16 protein-coding genes and 1 pseudogene are annotated in these 22,014 nt (G+C 72.4%); 9 read left to right on the top strand and 8 right to left on the bottom strand.

The features are described 5' to 3' along the window. The first annotated feature begins 60 nt into the window (after nucleotides 1–60). A complete protein-coding gene (locus ABEB07_RS13850; RefSeq protein ID WP_345668586.1) occupies nucleotides 61–1,116 on the top strand; it encodes an LLM class F420-dependent oxidoreductase in 1,056 nt (351 codons plus the stop codon). Nucleotides 1,117–1,254: 138 nt separating this feature from the next. On the opposite strand, the gene corA is transcribed toward ABEB07_RS13850, so the two are convergent. Further along, the gene (gene corA, locus ABEB07_RS13845; protein WP_345668585.1) at nucleotides 1,255–2,256 is read right to left on the bottom strand and encodes a magnesium/cobalt transporter CorA; all 1,002 of its coding nucleotides are present in this window, start codon (nucleotides 2,254–2,256) and stop codon (nucleotides 1,255–1,257) included. A 61-nt stretch (nucleotides 2,257–2,317) separates the two neighbouring features. Here corA and ABEB07_RS13840 point away from each other — a divergent pair, with 61 nt between their 5' ends. The 4 genes from ABEB07_RS13840 (at nucleotide 2,318) to mshC (ending at nucleotide 5,849) form a co-directional block, all read left to right on the top strand. Next, nucleotides 2,318–3,004: a histidine phosphatase family protein gene (locus ABEB07_RS13840; RefSeq protein ID WP_345668584.1), complete on the top strand. Its 687-nt coding sequence runs from the start codon at nucleotides 2,318–2,320 to the stop codon at nucleotides 3,002–3,004. 107 nt (nucleotides 3,005–3,111) lie between these two features. Next, nucleotides 3,112–3,702 carry a DUF3090 domain-containing protein gene (locus ABEB07_RS13835; RefSeq protein WP_164586043.1) on the top strand — a complete coding sequence of 197 codons (591 nt, stop codon included), beginning with the start codon at nucleotides 3,112–3,114 and terminating at the stop codon, nucleotides 3,700–3,702. Beyond that, a complete protein-coding gene (locus ABEB07_RS13830; protein ID WP_345668583.1) occupies nucleotides 3,666–4,496 on the top strand; it encodes an SCO1664 family protein in 831 nt (276 codons plus the stop codon). The genes ABEB07_RS13835 and ABEB07_RS13830 overlap by 37 nt, the downstream gene beginning before the upstream one ends. 123 nt (nucleotides 4,497–4,619) lie before the next feature. Next, nucleotides 4,620–5,849, top strand: a complete 1,230-nt coding sequence (gene mshC, locus ABEB07_RS13825; RefSeq protein ID WP_345668582.1) for a cysteine--1-D-myo-inosityl 2-amino-2-deoxy-alpha-D-glucopyranoside ligase — start codon at nucleotides 4,620–4,622, stop codon at nucleotides 5,847–5,849. 107 nt (nucleotides 5,850–5,956) lie between these two features. On the opposite strand, the gene ABEB07_RS13820 is transcribed toward mshC, so the two are convergent. The 5 genes from ABEB07_RS13820 to ABEB07_RS13800 form a co-directional block, all read right to left on the bottom strand. Then, nucleotides 5,957–7,081: a PAC2 family protein gene (locus ABEB07_RS13820; protein WP_345668581.1), complete on the bottom strand. Its 1,125-nt coding sequence runs from the start codon at nucleotides 7,079–7,081 to the stop codon at nucleotides 5,957–5,959. Nucleotides 7,082–7,429: 348 nt separating this feature from the next. Further along, entirely contained in the window at nucleotides 7,430–9,046 is a 1,617-nt protein-coding gene (locus ABEB07_RS13815; RefSeq protein WP_164584679.1) for a glycerol-3-phosphate dehydrogenase/oxidase, read from the bottom strand. 9 nt (nucleotides 9,047–9,055) lie between these two features. Then, nucleotides 9,056–10,594 carry a glycerol kinase GlpK gene (glpK, locus tag ABEB07_RS13810; protein ID WP_176148337.1) on the bottom strand — a complete coding sequence of 513 codons (1,539 nt, stop codon included), beginning with the start codon at nucleotides 10,592–10,594 and terminating at the stop codon, nucleotides 9,056–9,058. Nucleotides 10,595–10,691: 97 nt separating this feature from the next. Next, nucleotides 10,692–11,486 carry an MIP/aquaporin family protein gene (locus tag ABEB07_RS13805; RefSeq protein WP_345668580.1) on the bottom strand — a complete coding sequence of 265 codons (795 nt, stop codon included), beginning with the start codon at nucleotides 11,484–11,486 and terminating at the stop codon, nucleotides 10,692–10,694. A gap of 341 nt (nucleotides 11,487–11,827) precedes the next feature. Then, nucleotides 11,828–12,592: an IclR family transcriptional regulator gene (locus tag ABEB07_RS13800; RefSeq protein WP_164584682.1), complete on the bottom strand. Its 765-nt coding sequence runs from the start codon at nucleotides 12,590–12,592 to the stop codon at nucleotides 11,828–11,830. A 307-nt stretch (nucleotides 12,593–12,899) separates the two neighbouring features. On the opposite strand from ABEB07_RS13800, the gene metH reads away from it, so the two are divergent. The 3 genes from metH to ABEB07_RS13785 all read left to right on the top strand — a co-directional run bounded on the left by metH (nucleotide 12,900) and on the right by ABEB07_RS13785 (nucleotide 19,353). Then, nucleotides 12,900–16,418, top strand: coding sequence for a methionine synthase (gene metH, locus ABEB07_RS13795; RefSeq protein WP_345668579.1), 3,519 nt, complete (start codon nucleotides 12,900–12,902; stop codon nucleotides 16,416–16,418). A gap of 207 nt (nucleotides 16,419–16,625) precedes the next feature. After that, on the top strand, nucleotides 16,626–17,327 hold the full coding sequence (locus tag ABEB07_RS13790; protein ID WP_345668578.1) for an HAD family hydrolase: 702 nt from the start codon (nucleotides 16,626–16,628) through the stop codon (nucleotides 17,325–17,327). A gap of 421 nt (nucleotides 17,328–17,748) precedes the next feature. After that, entirely contained in the window at nucleotides 17,749–19,353 is a 1,605-nt protein-coding gene (locus ABEB07_RS13785) for an ABC transporter substrate-binding protein (protein WP_176148334.1), read from the top strand. Nucleotides 19,354–19,447: 94 nt separating this feature from the next. Here ABEB07_RS13785 and ABEB07_RS13780 read toward each other — a convergent pair whose 3' ends face one another. Continuing rightward, the gene (locus ABEB07_RS13780; protein WP_164583224.1) at nucleotides 19,448–20,119 is read right to left on the bottom strand and encodes a response regulator; all 672 of its coding nucleotides are present in this window, start codon (nucleotides 20,117–20,119) and stop codon (nucleotides 19,448–19,450) included. Between the two features lie 22 nt (nucleotides 20,120–20,141). Further along, nucleotides 20,142–21,290 (bottom strand): RecB family exonuclease, encoded by a 1,149-nt coding sequence (locus ABEB07_RS13775; RefSeq protein ID WP_345668577.1) that lies wholly within the window; start codon nucleotides 21,288–21,290, stop codon nucleotides 20,142–20,144. A gap of 181 nt (nucleotides 21,291–21,471) precedes the next feature. Between ABEB07_RS13775 and ABEB07_RS13770 the strand changes: the two are divergent. Then, nucleotides 21,472–22,014, top strand: a pseudogene (locus tag ABEB07_RS13770) (hypothetical protein); the annotation flags it as partial.

The following is a 22,014-nucleotide window of genomic DNA, read 5'->3' as shown; positions in this document are numbered from 1 at the left end:
AGCCGCCCCGCGCTACTGTCTCCCGCACAGGCACGTTACTCATCGGTAAGGGGATGCGGCATGCGGCTCGGGATCAACCTCGGCTACTGGGGCGCCGGGATGGACGCGGACAACCTGGCCGTCGCCCAGGAGGCGGACCGGCTCGGATACGCCGTGTGCTGGGCGGCCGAGGCCTACGGCTCGGACGCGGCCACCGTGCTCTCCTGGGTCGCGGCCCAGACCGAGCGCATCGACGTCGGCTCGGCCATCTTCCAGATCCCGGCCCGCCAGCCCGCGATGACGGCGATGACCGCCGCCACGCTGGACTCGCTGTCCGGCGGCCGGTTCCGCCTCGGCCTCGGCGTCTCCGGGCCGCAGGTCTCCGAGGGCTGGTACGGCGTCAGGTTCGACAAGCCGCTGGCCCGCACCCGCGAGTACGTCGAGATCGTCCGCAAGGCCATGTCCCGCGAACGGCTGAGCCACGACGGCGAGCACTGGACGCTGCCGCTGCCCGGCGGCCCCGGCAAGCCGCTCAAGCTGACCGTGCACCCGCAGCGCGAGCACATCCCGCTCTACATCGCCGCCATCGGCCCCAAGAACCTGGAGCAGACCGGCGAGATCGCCGACGGCGCGCTGCTGATCTTCCCCTCCGCCGAGCACCTGGAGGAGACCGCGATCAAGCCGCTGCGGGCCGGCCGTGAGAAGGCGGGCCTGACGATGGACGGCTTCGACGTCTGCCCGACCCTGCCGCTCGCCCTGGGCGAGGACAAGGACGTGGCCACGCTCGCCGACACCTTCCGCCCCTACACGGCGCTCTACGTCGGCGGCATGGGCAGTCTGAAGCAGAACTTCTACAACCGCCTCGCCCGGCGCATGGGCTATGAGCAGGCGGCCGCCGAGATCCAGGAGAAGTACCTGTCCGGCGACAAGCAGGGCGCCGCGGACGCCGTCCCGCACGAGCTGATCGACCGGACCACCCTGCTCGGCTCCGTGGACCGGATCGCCGACCGGATGAAGGAGTACGCGGCGGCCGGCGTGACCACGCTGACCCTCGCCCCCGCGGGCTTCACCCTGGACGAGCGGCTCGCCGCCCTGCGCGCCGGCACCGAGGCACTGGAGCGCGCCGGCCTGGCGTGAGGCGCGTACGTTCCCGCGGCCGTGGCGAGGGCTCGGGGGAGGCTTCCCCGCCACGGCCGCCGACACCGGTAACAACGCCCGGGGCCCCGCCCGGTCACGGCCGCGCGGTGCGGACGAGGACGCCCACCTCGCCTACGGCTACAGCCACCCCCGCCGCTTGAACGTCCGGTACAGCACCACTTCCAGCACGGCCATCAGCGCGATCACCGCCGGATACGCCCACACCCAGTGCAGTTCGGGCATGTGCTCGAAGTTCATGCCGTAGATGCCGGCGAGCATCGTCGGGATGGCGGCCATCGCCGCCCACGCCGAGATCTTCCGCATGTCGTCGTTCTGCTGGACCCCGGTCTGCGCCAGATGCGCCGACAGTATGTCCGAGACCAGCCGGTCCAGGCTCTCCACGGACTCGTTGACGCGGGTCAGGTGGTCGCTGACGTCACGGAAGAAGGGCCGGGCGGCGTCGTCCACGAAGGGCACCGCGGTGGCGAAGGCGCTCTGGCCGGTGCCGCCGAGGCGGGACATCGGCGGCGCCAGCGGACCCGTGGCGCGCCGGAACTCGGTGATCTGCCGCTTGAAGTTGTAGATCCGCGAGGCGGTGTTGCGCGAGCCGCCCCGCTCGGGGGAGAAGACCTCCGCCTCCAGCTCCTCCAGGTCGGTCTGGAGCTCGGTCGCCACGTCCAGGTAGTGGTCGACGACCGTGTCGGCGATGGCGTACAGGACGGCGGTGGGGCCCTTGCCCAGCATCTCCGGCTCCTGCTCCAGCCGGTGCCGTACGGAGGTCAGCCCGTCGATCTCGCCGTGCCGGACCGTCACCACGAACGAGTCGCCCAGGAAGATCATGATCTCACCGGTCGAGACGGTGTCGCTGTCCGGCTCGTACCCCACCGGCTTCAGCACCACGAACAGCGAGTCGTCGTAGACCTCCAGCTTGGGCCGCTGGTGGGCCTTGAGGGCGTCCTCCACCGCCAGCTCGTGCAGCGCGAACTCCTCGCTGACCAGCGCGAACTCCTCCTCGCTCGGCTCGTGCAGCCCCACCCACACGAACCCGCCGGCCGCCCGCGCCTCGGCCAGGGCGTCGGAGAAGTCCTCCGGTCCCTCCCTGCGGTGCCCGTCGCGGTAGATGCCACAGTCCACGATCACGGAGCGTGTTCTCCTCTCACCCGGCCGACGCCGGAGTCGCCTGTACGCCTACCCTGGCCGCATGCCCACGTTGATCCTCGTCAGGCACGGACGCTCCACCGCCAACACCGAGGGACTGCTCGCCGGCTGGACGCCCGGCGTCGCCCTCGACGAGCGCGGCGCCGCGCAGGCGGCCGCACTGCCCGGCAGGCTCGCCGGCCTGCCGGTCGCCGAGGTCGTCACCAGCCCGCTGCAGCGCTGCCAGGAGACCGTACAGCCCCTTCTGGACGCACGGCCCGAGCTGAGCGCGCACACCGACGACCGCATCGGGGAGTGCCACTACGGCGACTGGTCCGGCCGCAAGCTCGCCGAACTCAAGGACGAGCCGCTGATGGAGGTCGTGCAGGCGCACCCCACGGCGGCGGCGTTCCCCGGCGGCGAGTCCATGCGCGCCATGCAGCACCGCGCCGCCGAGGCGGTGCGCGAGTGGAACGCGCGCGTGGAGCGCGACCACGGCCCCGACGCCGTCTACCTGATGTGCTCGCACGGCGACATCATCAAGTCGCTCGTCGCGGACGCGCTCGGCCTCCACCTCGACCTCTTCCAGCGGATCTCGGTCGAACCCTGCTCCGTCACCGCGATCCGCTACACCCGGCTGCGGCCCTTCCTGGTACGCCTCGGCGACACCGGCGACTTCGCCTCCCTGGCGCCCCGCGAGGAGCCCGGCGACGGCGACGCACCGGTCGGGGGCGGCGCGGGCGCGCCGTGATCGTCGGCCGCAGTAGGGTGAGGCGTCCGGCGCCGGCCCACCGGCCCCGGGCCCGTCACCCCGACGCCCCAGCCAGTTCCAACCCCCGATCCCCATGGAGACAGGACGTGTCCCGTCAGGTGTTCCTCTACGACCCCCCGGACCGCTTCGTGGCCGGTACGGTCGGACTGCCCGGACGCCGTACGTTCTTCCTCCAGGCCGCCGCCGGCCCCCGGGTGACCAGTGTGGCCCTGGAGAAGACGCAGGTCGCCGCGCTCGCCGAGCGCATGGACGAACTGCTCGACGAGGTGGTGCGGCGCAGCGGCGGCAACGCCCCGGTGCCCGCCATGGCCCCCGCCGAGATCGCCGACACCGCCCCGCTGGAGTCCCCCGTCGAGGAGGAGTTCCGGGTCGGCACCATGGCACTCGCCTGGGACGGCGAGGAGCAGCGGATGATCGTGGAGGCGCAGGCTCTGGTGGAGCTGGACGCCGACACCGAGGAGGACCTCGCCGAGGCCGAGGAGCGGCTGCTCCAGGACGAGGAGAACGGCCCCCCGATGCTGCGGGTCCGGCTCACCGGCACGCAGGCGCGGGCCTTCGCCAAACGCGCCCTCGACGTCGTCAACGCCGGGCGGCCGCCGTGCCCGCTGTGCAGCCTGCCCCTGGACCCGGAAGGACACGTATGTCCGCGCCAGAACGGATACCGCCGCGGAGCGTGACGCCCGGGACGGCCGCCGCCGAACTGCTGGCGCGCGGTGAGCTGACCGTGCGCGGGCGCATCCGCGAGGCCTCCAACGCGGCGCTGTTCTGCTCGGTCGCGCTCGACGGCCGGGAGGCGTCCTGCGTCTACAAGCCGGTCGCCGGGGAGCGCCCGCTGTGGGACTTCCCCGACGGCACCCTGGCCGGGCGCGAGGTGGCCGCCTACGAGGTCTCCGAGGCCACCGGCTGGGGCCTGGTGCCGCCCACCGTGCTGCGCGAGGGCCCGTACGGCGAGGGCATGGTCCAGCTGTGGATCGACGCCGAGCCGGAGGCCGAACTCCTCGCGCTCGTCGACGCCGAGGAACCCGGACCGGGCTGGAAGGCCATCGGCTTCGCCGAGGTCGGTGAGGACCGCACCGCGCTGCTCGTGCACGCCGACGACGAACGGCTGCGCCGGCTGGCCGTGCTGGACGCGGTGCTCAACAACGCCGACCGCAAGGGCGGCCATCTGCTGCCCACGGCGGACGGCCGGCTCTACGGCATTGATCACGGCGTCACGTTCCACGTCGAGGACAAGCTGCGCACGCTGCTGTGGGGCTGGGCGGGCGAGCCGCTGCCCGCCGAGGCGGTCGGCGTCCTGGAGGGGCTGCGCGACGCCCTGGGCGAGGGCGGCGCCCTGGCCGCCCGCCTGGCCGGGCTGATCACCCCGGCCGAGACGGACGCCACCCGCGCGCGGGTGGACGCCCTGCTCGCCTCCGGCGTCCACCCCGAGCCGGGCGGCCAGTGGCCGGCGATCCCCTGGCCGCCGGTGTAGACGCCCGCCACGCCCCGCGCTCAGGGGCGCTGCACACCCGCGCGAAATCGGCAAGAGCGCCTATCCGGCCGACTGGCCCGGTCCGGTTCGTGGACGGGACCGCGGTCCGGTTACGCTCATGACATGCATGCCTGGCCCGCTTCCGAGGTCCCCGCCCTGCCTGGTCAGGGCCGCGACCTGAGGATCCACGACACCGCGACCGGGGGTCCGGTCACCCTGACCCCCGGTCCCGTCGCCCGTATCTACGTCTGCGGCATCACGCCGTACGACGCGACCCACATGGGTCACGCGGCGACCTACAACGCGTTCGACCTCGTCCAGCGCGTGTGGCTCGACACCAAGCGGCAGGTCCACTACGTCCAGAACGTCACCGACGTCGACGATCCGCTGCTGGAGCGGGCGCGGCGCGACGCCATCGACTGGGTCGGGCTGGCCGAGCGGGAGACGTCCCTGTTCCGCGAGGACATGACCGCCCTGCGGATGCTGCCGCCCCGGCACTACATAGGCGCCGTGGAGGCCATACCCGGCATCGTTCCCCTGGTGGAGCGACTGCGGGACCTGGGCGCGGCGTACGAGCTGGACGGCGACGTGTACTTCTCCGTCGAGTCCGACCCGCACTTCGGCTCGGTCTCCCGCCTCGACGCCGCCGCGATGCGGCTGCTGTCCGCCGAGCGCGGCGGCGACCCCGACCGGCCCGGCAAGAAGAACCCGCTCGACCCGATGCTGTGGCTGGCCGCCCGCGACGGCGAACCCAGCTGGGACGGCGCCTCGCTCGGCCCGGGCCGCCCCGGCTGGCACATCGAGTGCGTGGCCATCGCCCTCGACCACCTCGGGATGGGCTTCGACGTCCAGGGCGGCGGCTCCGACCTCGCCTTCCCGCACCACGAGATGGGCGCCTCGCACGCCCAGGTGCTCACCGGCGAGTTCCCGATGGCCAGGGCCTACGTCCACGCCGGCATGGTCGCCCTCGACGGCGAGAAGATGTCCAAGTCCAAGGGCAACCTCGTCTTCGTCTCCCGGCTGCGGCGCGACGGCGTCGACCCGGCGGCGATCCGGCTCGCGCTGCTCGCCCACCACTACCGCTCCGACTGGGAGTGGACCGACCAGGTGCTCCAGGACGCCGTCGACCGGCTCGGCCGCTGGCGCGCGGCCGTCTCGCGGCCCGACGGACCGGCCGCGGACAAGCTGGTCGAGGAGATCCGCGACGCCCTCGCCGAGGACCTCGACGCCCCGGCCGCGCTCGCCGCGGTCGACCGCTGGGCCGCGCTCCAGGAGGAGCGGGGCGGCACGGACACGGGCTCACCCGGTCTGGTGTCGCGGGCCGTGGACGCCCTGCTGGGCGTGGCTCTCTGAGCTGAGACGTGATGCGGGGCCCGCCGGCCGGGCGGGCCCCGACGGACGCCGGAAGAACCGTCAGGGGCGGTGCGCTCGTGGCGCACCGCCCCTGACGGTTTCTCCGCTCAGTCCTCGTCGGACGAGTCGTCCGAGTCGTCGTCCGGCGCCGGATCGGTCTCCGGCCGGGATTCGCGCCGCGCGCGCGGACCGGTCTGCGGCCCGGAGCCGGCGTCGTCCTTCGGCTCGGTCCCCGGCTGCGGCTCGGTCCCCGGCCGCGGGTCGGCCTCCGGCTGCTCCGGCTCCGGCCTCGACGGCATCGGCGGGCGGGTGCGGCCGCCGGGGCCCTCGCGCAGATAGGAGCCGGCGTCGCCGCCGTCCGCCGTGGCGTGGCCGCCCGCCGTCGGGCCGCCGCCGTCCCGGCGCCGCAGATACCGCTCGAACTCGCGGGCGATCGCCTCGCCCGACGCCTCCGGCAGCTCGGCGGTGTCCCGGGCCTCCTCCAGCGTCTGCACGTACTCGGCGACCTCGCTGTCCTCGGCGGCCAGCTGGTCCACGCCCACCTGCCAGGCGCGCGCGTCCTCGGGCAGCTCGCCCAGCGGGATCCTGATGTCGAGCAGGTCCTCAAGGCGGTTCAGCAGGGCCAGCGTGGCCTTCGGGTTGGGCGGCTGCGACACGTAGTGCGGGACCGCCGCCCACAGGGAGACGGCCGGGACGCCGGCGTGCGTGCACGCCTCCTGGAGGACGCCCACGATGCCGGTGGGGCCCTCGTACTTGGTCTCCTCCAGGTCCATCCGGCGGGCCAGGTCCGCGTCCGAGGTGGTCCCGCTGATCGGGACCGGGCGGGTGTGCGGGGTGTCGCCGAGCAGCGCGCCCAGCACGACCACCAGCTCCACGCCGAGTTCGTGCGCGAAGCCCAGCAGCTCGTTGCAGAACGAACGCCAGCGCATGGACGGTTCGATCCCGCGCACCAGCACCAGGTCACGGGGTTTGTCGCCGCCGACCCGGACCACCGAGAGCCTGGTCGTCGGCCAAGTGATCTTGCGCACGCCGCCGTCCATGAACACCGTGGGGCGGTTCACCTGGAAGTCGTAGTAGTCCTCGGCGTCCAGTGCCGCGAACACCTCGCCCTTCCACTCCCGCTCCAGATGCGCGACCGCGGTCGAAGCGGCGTCGCCGGCATCGTTCCAGCCCTCGAACGCGGCCACCATGACCGGGTCGATCAGCTCGGGAACCCCCTCGAGCTCGATCACCCAGCGCCTCCTTCCGACGTGCCCTCGCCTGACCCGCCAACCTTACGGCGTTCGGCGGGAGCGCCCGCAGCCCCCGTGCACGGGGGAGTGAACGCATCACTACCCGTACGGGCCACCCGAACACCCATGATCGCCGATCCCGGACCTTTCGACCGCCGCGGGGGCCGCGGCCCGGGCGGCTGACCCGCGGTCACTGCGCCGGACGCGGCTGACGGTTCCCGCCGGGTGTGCTCAAATCGCCCTGTGCGCACGGGTTCTGACGCGCAGTGAGGCAGGGCCGTGCCGGAGGGCCGGCTCCCCGTGCGGGAGGAGCCGGCCCCGGCGCCGGTGACCGGCGTCACCCGGCGCTCACTCGCCGTCGAGCAGCCCCTGCACCTTCGCCCGCACCTCGTCCGTGGCCAGACCGCGGATCGTCAGCGTCGTACGGCGGCGCAGCACGTCGTCGGCCGTCTCGGCCCACTCGTGGTCGCGGGCCCAGACGACCTGCGCCCAGATCTCCGGGGCGTCGGGGTGGACCCGCTCGGCCAGCTCCGGGTTCTCGTTCGCCAGCCGGGCGATGTCGAAGGCCAGCGAGCCGTAGTGCGTGGCCAGGTGCCGGGCGGTCTCCGGCGCCATCCGCGGACCGGGCGCCGGGCGGTCCACCAGCAGCCGGTGGGCGACCGCGCGCGGGTTGGCGATGCCCGGCAGCGGCAGCTTCTTCGGCAGCGTGGAGATCGGCTCGAAGTCGTCGCCCAGCGGGTGGCCCGGCAGCTCCTCCAGCTTCTTCATCACCGTGCGGCCGATGTGCCGGAAGGTGGTCCACTTGCCGCCGGCCACGGACAGCATTCCGCCCCTGCCCTCGGTCACCACCGTCTCGCGCTTGGCCTTGGCGGTGCTGCCGGGGCCGCCCGGCAGCACCCGCAGACCGGCGAACGCGTAGGTGATCAGCTCCCGCCGCAGCTGCTGGTCCCGGACGGAGAACGCCGCCTCGTCCAGGATCTGGGCTATGTCGTGGTCGTTGACGGAGACGTCCGCCGGGTCGCCCTCGTACTCCTCGTCGGTGGTGCCGAGCAGCAGCATGTCCTCCCAGGGGAGGGCGAAGGTGATGCGGTACTTGTCGATCGGGGTGGCCAGCGCGGCCTTCCACGGCGCGGTCCGCTTCAGGACCAGGTGCGCGCCCTTGGACAGGCGGATGGACGGCGCGGCGTTCGCGTCCTCCATCCGGCGCAGGTGGTCCACCCACGGCCCGGTGGCGTTCAGCACCAGGCGGGCGTTCGCGCCGAACTCGTCGCCGGAGAGCTTGTCGCGCAGCTCGGCGCCGGTCACCCGGCCCTTGGTGAAGCGCAGCCCGGTGACCTCGGCGTGGTTGAGGACGACCGCGCCCGCCTCGACGGCCGCGCGGACCGTCATCAGGGCCATGCGCGCGTCGTTCATCTGGTCGTCGCCGTAGACGGCCACGGCCTTGAGGTTCTCGGTGCGCAGCTCGGGCACGTCCTGCGCCGCCTTGGCGGGGGAGAGGAGGTGGCCGACGCCGTCGCCGAACGCGGAGAGCGCGGAGTAGGCGAACACGCCCGCGCCGAGCTTCGCCGCGCCGTGCGGCCCGCCCTTGTACACCGGGAGGTAGAAGGTGAGCGGGTTCGCCAGGTGGGGGGCCACCTGGCGGGAGACCGCACGGCGCTCGAAGTGGTTCTCCGCCACCAGCTTCACCGCGCCGGTCTGCAGGTAGCGCAGACCGCCGTGCAGGAGCTTGGAGGAGGCGGAGGAGGTGGCGCCGGCGAAGTCGCCGGCGTCGACCAGGGCCACCCTGAGGCCGGACTGCGCGGCGTGCCAGGCGGTGGAGATGCCCAGGATGCCGCCGCCGATCACGAGGAGGTCGTACGTCGCCTTGGAGAGCTGCTCCCGGGTCTCGGCGCGGCTCGGGTTGGAGCCGGAGGCCGGGTGCGTCCCCAGGGCAGGCACGGACTGCAGGGTGGACTGACTGGTCATTGGGGTTTCTTACTCCTCGTCCTCGATCCAGCCCATGGTCCGCTCGACGGCCTTGAGCCAGTTCTTGTACTCACGGTCGCGGGTGTCCGCGTCCATGCGGGGGGTCCATTCGGCGGCCCGGCGCCAGTTCTGGCGCAGCTCGTCGGTGGAGGCCCAGAAGCCGACGGCGAGACCGGCGGCGTAGGCGGCGCCGAGGCAGGTGGTCTCGGCGACCATCGGACGCACCACGGGGGCGTCCAGGAAGTCCGAGAGCGTCTGCATCAGCAGGTTGTTGGAGGTCATGCCGCCGTCGACCTTGAGGGCGGTCAGCTCCACCCCGGAGTCCTTGGTCATGGCGTCGGCGATCTCCCGCGTCTGCCAGGCGGTGGCCTCCAGGACGGCGCGCGCGAGGTGCGCCTTGGTGACGTACCGGGTCAGGCCGGCGATCACACCGCGGGCGTCGGAGCGCCAGTACGGGGCGAACAGGCCGGAGAAGGCCGGCACGAAGTAGGCGCCGCCGTTGTCCTCGACGGAGAGCGCGAGGGTCTCGATCTCGGCGGCGGTGGAGATCAGCCCCATCTGGTCGCGCATCCACTGCACCAGCGAGCCGGTGACGGCGATCGAGCCCTCCAGGGCGTAGACCGGCTTCTGGTCGCCGATCTGGTAGCCGACCGTGGTCAGCAGCCCGCTGTAGGAGTTGATGAGCTTGTCGCCGGTGTTCATCACCATGAAGGTGCCGGTGCCGTACGTCGACTTGGTCTCGCCCTCGGAGAAGCAGGTCTGGCCGAACAGGGCCGCCTGCTGGTCGCCGAGCGCGGAGGCGACCGGGATGCCGCCGAGCAGCTCGCCGAGGCGGCCGCCCTTGATCTCGCCGTAGACCTCGGCGGAGGAGCGGATCTCGGGCAGGATCCGCGTCGGCACGCCGATCGACTCGGCGATCCGCTCGTCCCACGCCATGGTGTGCAGGTTCATCAGCAGGGTGCGGGAGGCGTTGGTGACGTCGGTGACGTGCTCGCCGCCGTCGACGCCGCCGGTCAGGTTCCAGATGACCCAGGTGTCCATGGTGCCGAAGAGGATGTCGCCCGCCTCGGCGCGCTCGCGCAGGCCCTCGACGTTGTCGAGCAGCCAGCGGGCCTTGGGGCCGGCGAAGTAGGAGGCGAGCGGCAGGCCGGTCTCGCGGCGGAAGCGGTCCTGGCCGACGTTGCGGCCCAGCTCCCGGCACAGGGAGTCGGTGCGGGTGTCCTGCCAGACGATGGCGTTGTGGACGGGCTCACCGGTGTTCTTGTCCCACAGCACGGTCGTCTCGCGCTGGTTGGTGATGCCGATGGCCTTGATGTCGTCGCGGGTGATGCCGGCCTTCTCGACGGCCCCGGCGACGACCTCCTGGACGTTGGTCCAGATCTCGTTGGCGTCGTGCTCGACCCAGCCCGGCTTCGGGAAGATCTGCTCGTGCTCCTTCTGGTCGACGGAGACGATCCGGCCGTCCCGGTCGAAGACGATGCAGCGGCTGGAGGTGGTGCCCTGGTCGATGGCGGCGATGAACGGTCCGGCGGTGTGCGCGTCGGTCACGGTGTGCTCCTGGGGTCCGGGTGGCTGTGGGGCGGTGGATACGGCGGTGCGGTCGGGGCCGGCGTCCGGCGGCCCGGGGCCGCGGACGCCGCGTCCGTCAGGCGAAGGCGAGGTTGTAGATGCCTGCGCCGATGGCGCCGCCGATCAGCGGGCCGACCACCGGGATCCAGGCGTAGCTCCAGTCGGAGCCGCCCTTGTTGGGCAGCGGCAGCAGGGCGTGCACGATGCGCGGGCCCAGGTCACGGGCGGGGTTGATGGCGTAGCCGGTGGGGCCGCCGAGGGAGAGGCCGACGGCGACCACCACGAGCGCGGTGATCAGACCGCCGAGGGTGCCCAGGCCGTTGCCGTTGTCGTTCAGGCCCTGGGTGAGGACCGCCAGGATCAGCACGACGGTGCCGATGATCTCGGTGGCGAGGTTCTGCACCACGTTGCGGATCTCCGGGCCGGTGGAGAAGACGCCGAGCACCGGTCCCGCGCCCTGCTCCTGGGCCTCGACGGCCTTGGCCGAGGTGGTCTGCGCGCCCGGGCCGCCGACGATCTCCTTGTCGGTCAGGTGCGCCTGGAACTGGCCGTAGTAGGCCAGCCAGACCAGCGTCGCGCCGATCATGGCGCCCAGCAGCTGGCCGCCGAGGTAGGTCGGCACGTTGGCCCAGCCGCCGTCCTTGATGGCGAGGGCCACCGTCACGGCGGGGTTGAGATGGGCGCCCGAGAGCGGGCCGGAGACGTAGACGGCCGTCATCACGGCGAAACCCCACCCGAAGGCGATGGCGAGCCAGCCGGCGTTACGGGCCTTGGAGGCCTTCAGGGTGACGGCGGCGCAGACGCCGCCGCCGAGCGCGATGAGTATGGCGGTACCGATGGTCTCGCCGATGAAGATGTCGGAGCTGGACACCCGCGACTCCTTTGTCCTTCGTCCAGGGGTAGCCGAACCCCGGGTCCCGCCGGGGGTCTGGCGCCCTCAGGGGTGAGAGCGATGCCGGCCTCTGGCGTTGTCACACTCTAACGCGTATTGCCGCAAGGTGTTCGACAATGCCGACCGATGGACGCGAGTCTTGCCCGCCACCCCATGGGCGTCAAGAGTTCTGTTGTCGAATGCACGATCGTTACTGATCGCGGCCCGTACATCCGTGCGAGCCGGGTCCGCCGGGCATGCCGAAGGCCGGTACGGCGACTGCCGTACCGGCCCGCGAAAGGAAGGGGTGTCCGGCGGGGCGGGGGAGTGCCCCGCAGCGCTCAGAAGCGGCCGGCGCCCAGGTCCCGGGAGACCGCGCGGGCGCAGTCCCGCACCGCCGCGATCAGCTCGTGCCGCAGCTCGCCGTCCCGGCCCACCCGCTCCACGGCGCCGGTGATGCCGACCGCGCCGACCGGCATCCGCCGCCGGTCGTGGATGGGCGCCGCGACGGACGCGACGCCCTCCCAGGTCTCCTCCACGTCGGCCGCGTAGCCCCGCGCGCGCGTGAGGTCGAGGATCCGCTCGAACTCCTCGACGGCGCACACGGTGCGGTCGGTGAAGACCTTGCGCTCGGCCTCCAGCGCCTCGCTGTGCGCCACCGGGTCGTAGGCGGAGAGGACCTTGCCGAGCGCGGTGGAGTGCAGCGGCTGCATCGCCCCGATCTCCAGCACCTGCCGGCTGTCGTCCGGGCGGAAGACGTGGTGCACGATCAGCACGCCCTGCTGGTGCAGCACGCCCAGGTAGACGCTCTCCCCGCTGGCGCGCGCGAGGTCGTCGGTCCACACCAGGGCGCGCGCCCGCAGTTCGTGCACGTCGAGGTAGGTGGTGCCCAGGCGCAGCAGCTCCGCGCCGAGCTGGTAGCGACCGGAGGCGTCGTCCTGTTCGACGAAACCCTCCTGCTGGAGGGTGCGCAGTATGCCGTGCGCGGTGCCCTTGGCGAGGCCGAGCGACGAGGCGATGTCCGACAGGCCGAGCCGTCGCTCGCCGCCCGCGAGCAGCCGCAGCATCGCGGCCGCCCGTTCGAGCGACTGGATGTTCCGTGCCATCGCCGTCCTGCCCTCCGTCCCCTTCGGCCGTCGGCGGCGATCCCGTCTACCACCGTTCGGCAATGTCGAACACTACCGGTCGTTGCCGACTCCCCGCCAATGGTCGGTCGACATCTGTTACGTCGTGCGTCGCCCGGACGTGACGCGGGTGCCATCCTCGTCCGAGCCGTGGACGCCCTGAACACCAGGGCCCGGCCCCCGCTACGCTTGCGGCGTGCACCGTCCCCGGGAAGCTCCGTGCGGAGCTCTCGGAACCGCCCGGGGAAGACGCAAAGCCGACAGCCGTCGCACCTAAGGGAGCCCCTTCATGGCCTCGTTGCCGCCGTCCCCTTCCGCAGACAGCCGGACCCGTGCGTCCGCCCTCCGCGAGGCGCTCGCCACCCGAGTGGTGGTCGCCGACGGAGCGATGGGCACCATGCTCCAGGCCCAGGACCCCACCCTCGAGGACTTCCAGGATCTCGAGGGCTGCAACGAGATCCTGAACGTCACCAGGCCGGACATCGTGGCCTCGGTGCACGCCGAGTACTTCGACGCGGGCGTCGACTGCGTCGAGACCAATACCTTCGGCGCCAACCTCACCGCCCTGGGCGAGTACGACATCCCCGAGCGCGTCGCCGAGCTGTCCGAGGCGGGCGCGCGCATCGCCCGCGAGACGGCCGACGGGTACGCCGCCCGCGACGGCCGCGCCCGCTGGGTGCTCGGCTCGATGGGACCGGGCACCAAGCTGCCCACGCTGGGCCACACCACCTACACCGCCATCCGCGACGCCTACCAGCGCAACGCCGAGGGCCTGCTCGCCGGCGGCGCGGACGCGCTGCTGGTGGAGACCACCCAGGACCTGCTCCAGACCAAGGCGTCCGTCGTCGCCGCCCGCCGCGCGATGGAGATCGCCGGGTACGAGGTCCCGCTGATCGTGTCGGTCACCGTCGAGACCACCGGCACCATGCTGCTCGGCTCCGAGATCGGCGCGGCGCTGACCGCGCTGGAGCCGCTGGGCATCGACATGATCGGCCTGAACTGCGCGACCGGCCCGGCCGAGATGAGCGAGCACCTGCGCTACCTGGCCCGCCACTCCCGCGTCCAGCTGTCCTGCATGCCCAACGCCGGCCTGCCCGAGCTGACCAAGGACGGCGCGCGCTACCCGCTCTCGGCCGGCGAGCTGGCCGACGCCCAGGAGAACTTCGTCCGCGACTACGGCCTCTCCCTGGTGGGCGGCTGCTGCGGCACCACGCCCGAACACCTGCGGCAGCTGGTGGAGCGGGTGCGCGGCCTCGCCCCGGTCGAGCGCGACCCGCGTCCCGAGCCCGGCGCGGCCTCCCTCTACCAGACGGTCCCCTTCCGCCAGGACACCTCGTACCTGGCGATCGGCGAGCGCACCAACGCCAACGGCTCCAAGAAGTTCCGCGAGGCCATGCTGGAGGGCCGCTGGGACAACTGCGTGGAGATGGCCCGCGACCAGATCCGCGAGGGCGCGCACCTGCTCGACCTGTGCGTGGACTACGTCGGCCGGGACGGCGTCGCCGACATGGCGGAGCTGGCCGGCCGGTTCGCCACCGCCTCCACCCTGCCGATCGTGCTGGACTCCACCGAGGTCGACGTCATCCGGGCGGGCCTGGAGAAGCTCGGCGGCCGGGCCGTGATCAACTCGGTGAACTACGAGGACGGCGACGGCCCCGAGTCGCGGTTCGCGAAGGTGACCGCGCTGGCCCGCGAGCACGGCGCGGCGCTGATCGCGCTCACCATCGACGAGGAGGGCCAGGCCCGTACCGCCGAGAAGAAGGTGGAGATCGCCGAGCGGCTGATCGACGACCTGACCGGCAACTGGGGCATCCGCGAGGAGGACATCCTCGTCGACTGTCTGACCTTCACCATCTGCACCGGGCAGGAGGAGTCCCGCAAGGACGGCGTCGCCACCATCGAGGGCATCCGCGAGCTGAAGCGGCGCCACCCGAAGGTGCAGACCACCCTGGGCCTGTCGAACATCTCCTTCGGCCTCAACCCGGCCGCCCGGATCCTGCTGAACTCCGTGTTCCTGGACGAGTGCGTCAAGGCGGGCCTGGACTCGGCGATCGTGCACGCCTCCAAGATCCTGCCGATCGCCCGCTTCGACGACGAGCAGGTCACCACCGCCCTGGACCTGATCCACGACCGCCGCCGCGAGGGCTACGACCCGCTGCAGAAGCTCATGCAGCTGTTCGAGGGCGCCACGGCGAAGTCGCTGAAGGCCGGCAAGGCCGAGGAACTGGCCGCCCTCCCGCTGGACGAACGCCTCAAGCGGCGGATCATCGACGGCGAGCGCAACGGCCTGGAGGCCGACCTGGACGAGGCGCTCACCGAGCGCCCGGCGCTCGACATCGTCAACGAGACCCTGCTGGACGGCATGAAGGTCGTCGGCGAGCTGTTCGGCTCCGGACAGATGCAGCTGCCGTTCGTCCTCCAGTCCGCCGAGGTGATGAAGACGGCCGTCGCCCACCTCGAACCGCACATGGAGAAGACCGACGAGGCCGGCAAGGGCACCATCGTGCTCGCCACCGTGCGCGGCGACGTGCACGACATCGGCAAGAACCTCGTCGACATCATCCTGTCCAACAACGGCTACAACGTCGTCAACCTCGGCATCAAGCAGCCCGTCTCCGCGATCCTGGAGGCCGCCGACGAGCACAGGGCCGACGTCATCGGCATGTCCGGGCTGCTGGTGAAGTCCACGGTGATCATGAAGGAGAACCTGGAGGAGCTGAACCAGCGCGGCCTGGCCGCCGACTACCCGGTGATCCTCGGCGGCGCCGCCCTGACCAGGGCCTACGTCGAGCAGGACCTGCACGAGATCTACGAGGGCGAGGTCCGCTACGCCCGCGACGCGTTCGAGGGGCTGCGCCTGATGGACGCCCTGATCGGCGTCAAGCGGGGCGTGCCCGGCGTCAAGCTGCCCGAGCTGAAGCAGCGCCGGGTGCGGGCCGCCGCCCCGGCCGCGGTCGAGGAGCAGCGGCCGGAGGAGGGGCACGTCCGCTCCGACGTGGCCACCGACAACCCGGTGCCCGAGCCGCCGTTCCGGGGCACCCGGGTGATCAAGGGCATCCAGCTCAAGGAGTACGCGACCTGGCTGGACGAGGGCGCGCTGTTCAAGGGGCAGTGGGGCCTCAAGCAGGCCCGCACCGGCGACGGGCCGACCTACGAGGAGCTGGTGGAGACCGAGGGCCGGCCCCGGCTGCGCGGCCTGCTGGACCGGCTGCACACCGAGAACCTGCTCGAAGCGGCGGTCGTCTACGGCTACTTCCCGTGCGTGTCCAAGGACGACGACCTGATCGTGCTGGACGAGCAGGGCAATGAGCGCACCCGGTTCACCTTCCCGCGCCAGCGCCGCGGCCGGCGGCTGTGCCTGGCCGACTTCTTCCGCCCGGAGGAGTCCGGCGAGATCGACGTCGTCGGCTTCCAGGTGGTCACCGTCGGCTCCCGGATCGGCGAGGAGACCGCGCGGCTGTTCGCCTCCGACTCCTACCGGGAGTACCTGGAGCTGCACGGACTGTCCGTGCAGCTGGCCGAGGCCCTCGCCGAGTACTGGCATGCCCGGGTCCGCGGCGAGCTGGGCTTCGGCGGCGAGGACCCGGCCGGCATGGAGGACATGTTCGCCCTGAAGTACCGCGGCGCCCGGTTCTCCCTCGGCTACGGCGCCTGCCCCGACCTGGAGGACCGCGCGAAGATCGCCGGCCTGCTCCAGCCGGAGCGCATCGGCGTCCACCTCTCCGAGGAGTTCCAGCTCCACCCGGAGCAGTCCACGGACGCGATCGTCATCCACCACCCGGAGGCGAAGTACTTCAACGCCCGCTGAGGCGGGCGCCGGGCCACGGCGCTCGTGGGGCCGTGGCCCGACGGGTGTCCGGCTTCCCCGTCCGCCGTCCGGCGAACGGGGGGACGCGAGGGCGCCGTGTGTTCCCGGTGCGCCGTTCGCACCGATCACGTCGTACACTGGTCGGTCCACTGCAGGCCGGTTCCCCGCGCGGGAACCGGCCTGCTCGTCCCTCAAGGAGGCGCCCGGATGACCAGTACGGTCCCCGCGCTCGGAACCCGGCACTCGGAAGGCTCAGCTCTCCAGGCCGTGCTTCTCGACATGGACGGCACCCTGGTGGACACGGAGGGCTTCTGGTGGGAGGTCGAGGTGGCGGTCTTCGCCGCCCTCGGACACACCCTCGACGAGGCGTGGCGGCACGTCGTCGTCGGCGGTCCCATGACCCGCAGCGCCGGCTTCCTGATCGAGGCCACCGGCGCCGCCGTCACCCTCGCCGAGCTGACCGTGCTGCTCAACCAGGGTTTCGAGGAACTGGTCGGGCACACCGTGCCGCTGATGCCGGGCGCCGCGCGCCTGCTGGCCGAACTGTCCGCGCACGGGATCCCCACCGCCCTGGTCTCCGCCTCCCACCGGCGCATCATCGACCGGGTCCTCGCCTCCCTCGGCCCGCACCACTTCGCCCTGTCCGTCGCCGGCGACGAGGTGGCCCGCACCAAGCCGCACCCCGACCCCTACCTGCTGGCCGCCTCCCGCCTCGGGGTGGACCCGGCCCGCTGCGCGGTCGTCGAGGACACCGCGACCGGCGTCGCCGCGGCCGAGGCCGCCGGCTGCCACGTGGTGGCCGTGCCCTCGGTCGCCCCCATCGCCCCCGCGCCCCGGCGCACGGTCGTCACCTCGCTCGAAGAGGTCGACCTGCCCTTCCTGCACGGTCTGGTGACACTGCCTCACTAGCCCTCGCTCACACCTCCCGGGTCCCGTCGGGCCGGTCCTCCGGCGGGCCCGGAAAGCGCGCGAAACGCGCCGGACGGCTGAATTCCGTTACGGTCGCGCAGAGTTGCCGAGGTGACGTTCATCACTTGAAAGAGGGTCGACAAGGGCGGGACGGTGTGCTTCCCGCCCCCTTTTCCGCGGGGTGCGCGTGCCCTTGTGTCCCGTTTGGTGGAACGCTGCACGAATCCTTCCACTGGCGCGTTTTCGGTGCGTCCACACCTGGTTCCGCTGTGTGATGGCACCCCGGCTCCGGCGGCCGCGAGCCACCGCGCGGGCGCGGACTAATGTCGTCGCGAGTACATCGAACCAACCCCGTGATCCGCCGCGACACACCCTCAGCCCGCCGGGTACACGGACCTGACAGCCCTGGAGAAACTCGAGCATGAACCGTAAGACTTTGGTGCTGCCGGCCGTGGTCGGCCTGCTCGCGCCGGTACTCGCCGCGTGCGGCGGGTCCGACAGCGGAAGCGACAGCGGCGACGCCATCGTCGTCGGCACCACGGACCGGTTCACCGCCTCCAAGGACGATCCCGCGCCCCTCGACCCGGCCTACGCCTACGACGTCGGCACCTGGAACATCCTGCGCCAGACCGTGCAGACCCTGATGATCCAGCCCAAGGGCGACGGCGACCCCGTGCCCGAGGCGGCCGAGAAGTGCGGCTTCACCGACAGCGGCAACGAACGCTACGTCTGCACCCTGCGCTCCGGACTGGAGTTCGCCAACGGCGACGAGATCACCGCGTCGGATGTGAAGTACTCCATCGACCGGGCCCGCGGCATCACGACCGACACCCAGGTCAACAGCCTGCTCTCCACCGTCGACACGGTCGAGACCCGGGGGGACCGCGAGGTCGTCTTCCACCTCAACACCGCCGACGCCACCTTCCCGTACAAGCTGTCGACGCCCGTCGCGGGCATCGTCAACCCCAAGGACTACGAGAAGAGCAAGCTGCGCGACGGCTTCGCGGTGGACGGCTCCGGCCCGTACACGATGAAGGCGAACGTCAAGAACGACGAGATGGTCGACGCCGTCTTCACCAAGAACCCCAAGTACAAGGGGACGCTGCAGGTCAACAACGACAAGGTGCAGATCCGTTCCTTCGCGGACGCCGACGCCATGGGTGCCGCCCTGAACAAGGGTGACATCGACGTCATGACCCGCGCCATGTCGCCCCAGCAGATCCAGAAGCTCTCCAACGCCTCCGGCGGCAACATCGACCTCGTCGAGATGCCCGGACTGGAGATCCGCTACCTGGGCTTCAACACCGACGCCACCAGCGTCAAGGACAGGGCCGTACGCCAGGCCATGGCCCAGATCATCAACCGCAGCGCGTTGGTCGCCAAGGTCTACGGCACCCAGGCCGAGCCGCTGTTCTCGCTGGTCCCGGCCACCGTCACCGGCCACTCGAACTCCTTCTTCAACAAGTACGGCGACCCCAGCGACAGCAAGGCGCGCACCCTGCTGAACAAGGCCGGCGTCACCACCCCGGTGAAGCTCACGCTGCACTACACGACCGACCACTACGGCCCGGCCACCAAGCAGGAGTTCGAGATCCTGCAGCAGCAGCTCAACGCCAGCGGCCTGTTCGACGTCAGCATCCAGGGCACCGAGTGGAAGGTGTTCCGCCCGGCCGAGCAGAAGGGCGCCTACGACGTCTACGGGATGGGCTGGTTCCCCGACTTCCCGGACCCCGACAACTTCATCGCGCCGTTCCTCGACAAGAACAACATGCTCGGCTCGCCCTACACCAACAACAAGATCCGCAACGAGCTGATCCCGCAGTCCCGCCGCCAGGCCGACCGGCTCTCCGCCTCCAGCAGCCTGACGGAGATCCAGGACGACGTCGCCGACGACGTGCCGGTGCTGCCGCTGTGGCAGGGCAAGCAGTACATCGCCGCCCGCGACGACATCACGGGCGCCGCGTACGCCCTCAACTCCTCCTCGACGCTCCAGCTGTGGCAGCTCGGCCGAGGTGTGAGCAGCTGACACCGGGTCACCCCCACGACCGAGGGCGCCCCTCCCGGAATTCCGGGAGGGGCGCCCTCGGTCGTACCGCCGTCCGTTTACGGGGCGTCAGGCGCTACTGCGCGCCCGGCCGCACCAGCCCGCTCTCGTACGCGTACACCGCCGCCTGCACGCGGTCCCGCAGCCCCAGCTTCGTCAGCACGTGCCCGACGTGCGTCTTGACGGTCGTCTCGCTGACGAACAGGTCCGCGGCGATCTCCGCGTTCGACAGGCCGCGCGCCACCAGCTTCAGCACCTCCACCTCACGGTCGGTGAGGGTGTGCAGGGTGTCCGGCACCGGCTCCTCGCCCGAGGGCAGATGGATGGCGTACTTGTCCAGCAGCCGGCGGGTGATGCTCGGCGCGAGCATCGCCTCGCCCCCGGCCACCACCCGGATCGCCTGCACCAGCTCGTTGGCGGGGGCGTCCTTGAGCAGGAAGCCGCTCGCCCCGGCGCGCAGCGCCTCCACCACGTACTCGTCGAGGTCGAAGGTGGTCAGCACCAGCACCTTGGCCGGGCCGTCGCGCTCGGGTCCGGTGATCTGCCGGGTCGCCTCCACGCCGTCCATCCGCGGCATGCGGATGTCCATCAGCACCACGTCGGGCTGAAGCGCCCGCACCTGGTCCAGGGCCTGGAGACCGTCGCCGGCCTCGCCCACGACCGCGATGTCCTGCTCCGCCTCCAGGATCATGCGGAATCCGGTGCGCAGCAGTGGCTGGTCGTCGACCAGTAGGACGCGGATGGCCACGTGAGTCTCCTTCGCCGGTTCCCTAGTCCGCGCCCATTCTGCCCTGCGGCGACGGCGCGGCCGGTGCCAGGGGCAGCGGGTAGGGCGGGGGAGTGCCGCCGAACTCCGGGCAGTGCGCCCGGTGGTCGCACCAGCCGCACAGCTTGGTGGGGCGCGGCCGCCAGTCACCGGTCTCGGTGGCCAGCCGGATCGCCTCCCACAGCGCCAGCAGCTTGCGCTCGATCCGCTCCAGATCGGCCGGGACCGGGTCGTACGTCAGTACGTCGCCGCTGCCCAGGTACACCAGCTGGAGCCGCCGCGGCACGACCCTCTTCAGCCGCCACACCACCAGGGCGTAGAACTTCATCTGGAACAGCGCGCCCTCCGCGTACTCGGGGCGGGGCGCCTTGCCGGTCTTGTAGTCGACGATGCGCACCTCGCCCGTCGGGGCCACGTCCACCCGGTCGATGATGCCGCGCAGCCGGAGCCCGGAGGCCAGCTCCGCCTCCACGAACAGCTCCCGCTCGGCCGGCTCCAGACGGGTCGGGTCCTCCAGCGTGAACCAGCGCTCCACCAGCCGCTCCGCCTCCGACAGCCAGCGCGCCAGCCGCTCGCCGTCCGCGTCGTCGGCGAACAGCTCCACCAGCTCCGGCCGCGACTCCCGCAGCCGGTCCCACTGACCGGGGATCAGCGCCCTGGCCCGCGGCGCGGTGCGCTCCGCGGCCGGCGCGTCGAACAGGCGCTCCAGCACCGCGTGCACCAGGGTGCCCCGCGTCGCCGCCTCGCTCGGCCTCTCCGGCAGCCGGTCGATCACCCGGAAGCGGTACAGCAACGGGCACTGCATGAAGTCCCCGGCACGCGACGGCGACAACGACACCGGCGGCGCGGCCGGACGCCCGCCGCCCCCGGCGCCCTCCCGCCCGGCACCGGCCGCCGCGCCCGGGACGGCCTCGGCCGCCGCGCTGGTCTCTGCCGCACCTGACGTGTCCGCCGTGGACGTGTCCACCGTGGTGTCCGCCGCGGGCTCGTGGTCCGTCGTCGGCGCGGCCGGCGCCGAGCCCCCGGCGGGCGCCTCGGGGGCGGTCGCCTGGGCGGGCACCGTCGTCGCCGTGGCCGCCGCCGTCCGCGGGGCGGGGCCGGACGCCGGTGTGCGGTCCGGTGCGGGTTCCGGCGCCTGCGTGCTCGTCTCCATGCCACAGACCCTACGGCCAGCCACCGACAGTGACCCATTCGTCCCGACTGACCAGGCCGACGGCGGGGCAGATGTCAGGGGTGCCGGACTGGACCGCGCGCCGCCGCCGCATACCATCGACCCGAGACCTCCCGTCCGGCAGGCACGGGAAACGCGCTTCGAACGAGGGGACACCGTGGACGTGAGCGGCGGAAGCGGGCAGCCGCGGTCCGGCAACGACGAGTCGGCGCAGTCCCCGACGGACCCCACGGCACCGGACGCCGGCCCCGCGCGCCGCCGCGACGCCGAACCGGCCGCACCGCCCCCCGAACCCGCGCGGCCCTCCGCACCGGCGAAGGCCCCCGAACCCGCGCGGCCCGCCGAGCCCGCCGACGGCGCGGCGCCGGAAGACCCCCGGCCGGCGCGGCCCTCCGGACCGCAGCCCCAGCAGCCGCCCCGGGACGACGACCGCCCCGCCGACGCACCCGGCGGCGGCACGCACGGCGACGCCGCACCCGGCGAAGGCACGCACGGCGACGGTGGCGCGCGAGGTGACGGCGCACCCGGCGAAGGCACGCACGGCGACGGTGGCACGCGCGGTGACGCCGCACCCGGCCAAGGCACGCACACCGACGCCGCGACGGGCGCGGCCCACCCGCCCCCGCCCCGGCACCCTCCGGCCGGAGCCGGCGCGACCGGCCCCGACGCCCACCCCGACCCCGACCCCGCGCACGCGGACCCCGGC

Origin of the sequence: Streptomyces similanensis (assembly GCF_039543625.1) — a bacterium.
GTDB classification, from domain to species: domain Bacteria; phylum Actinomycetota; class Actinomycetes; order Streptomycetales; family Streptomycetaceae; genus Streptomyces; species Streptomyces similanensis.
This window is presented reverse-complemented; position numbering and strand designations above follow the sequence as displayed.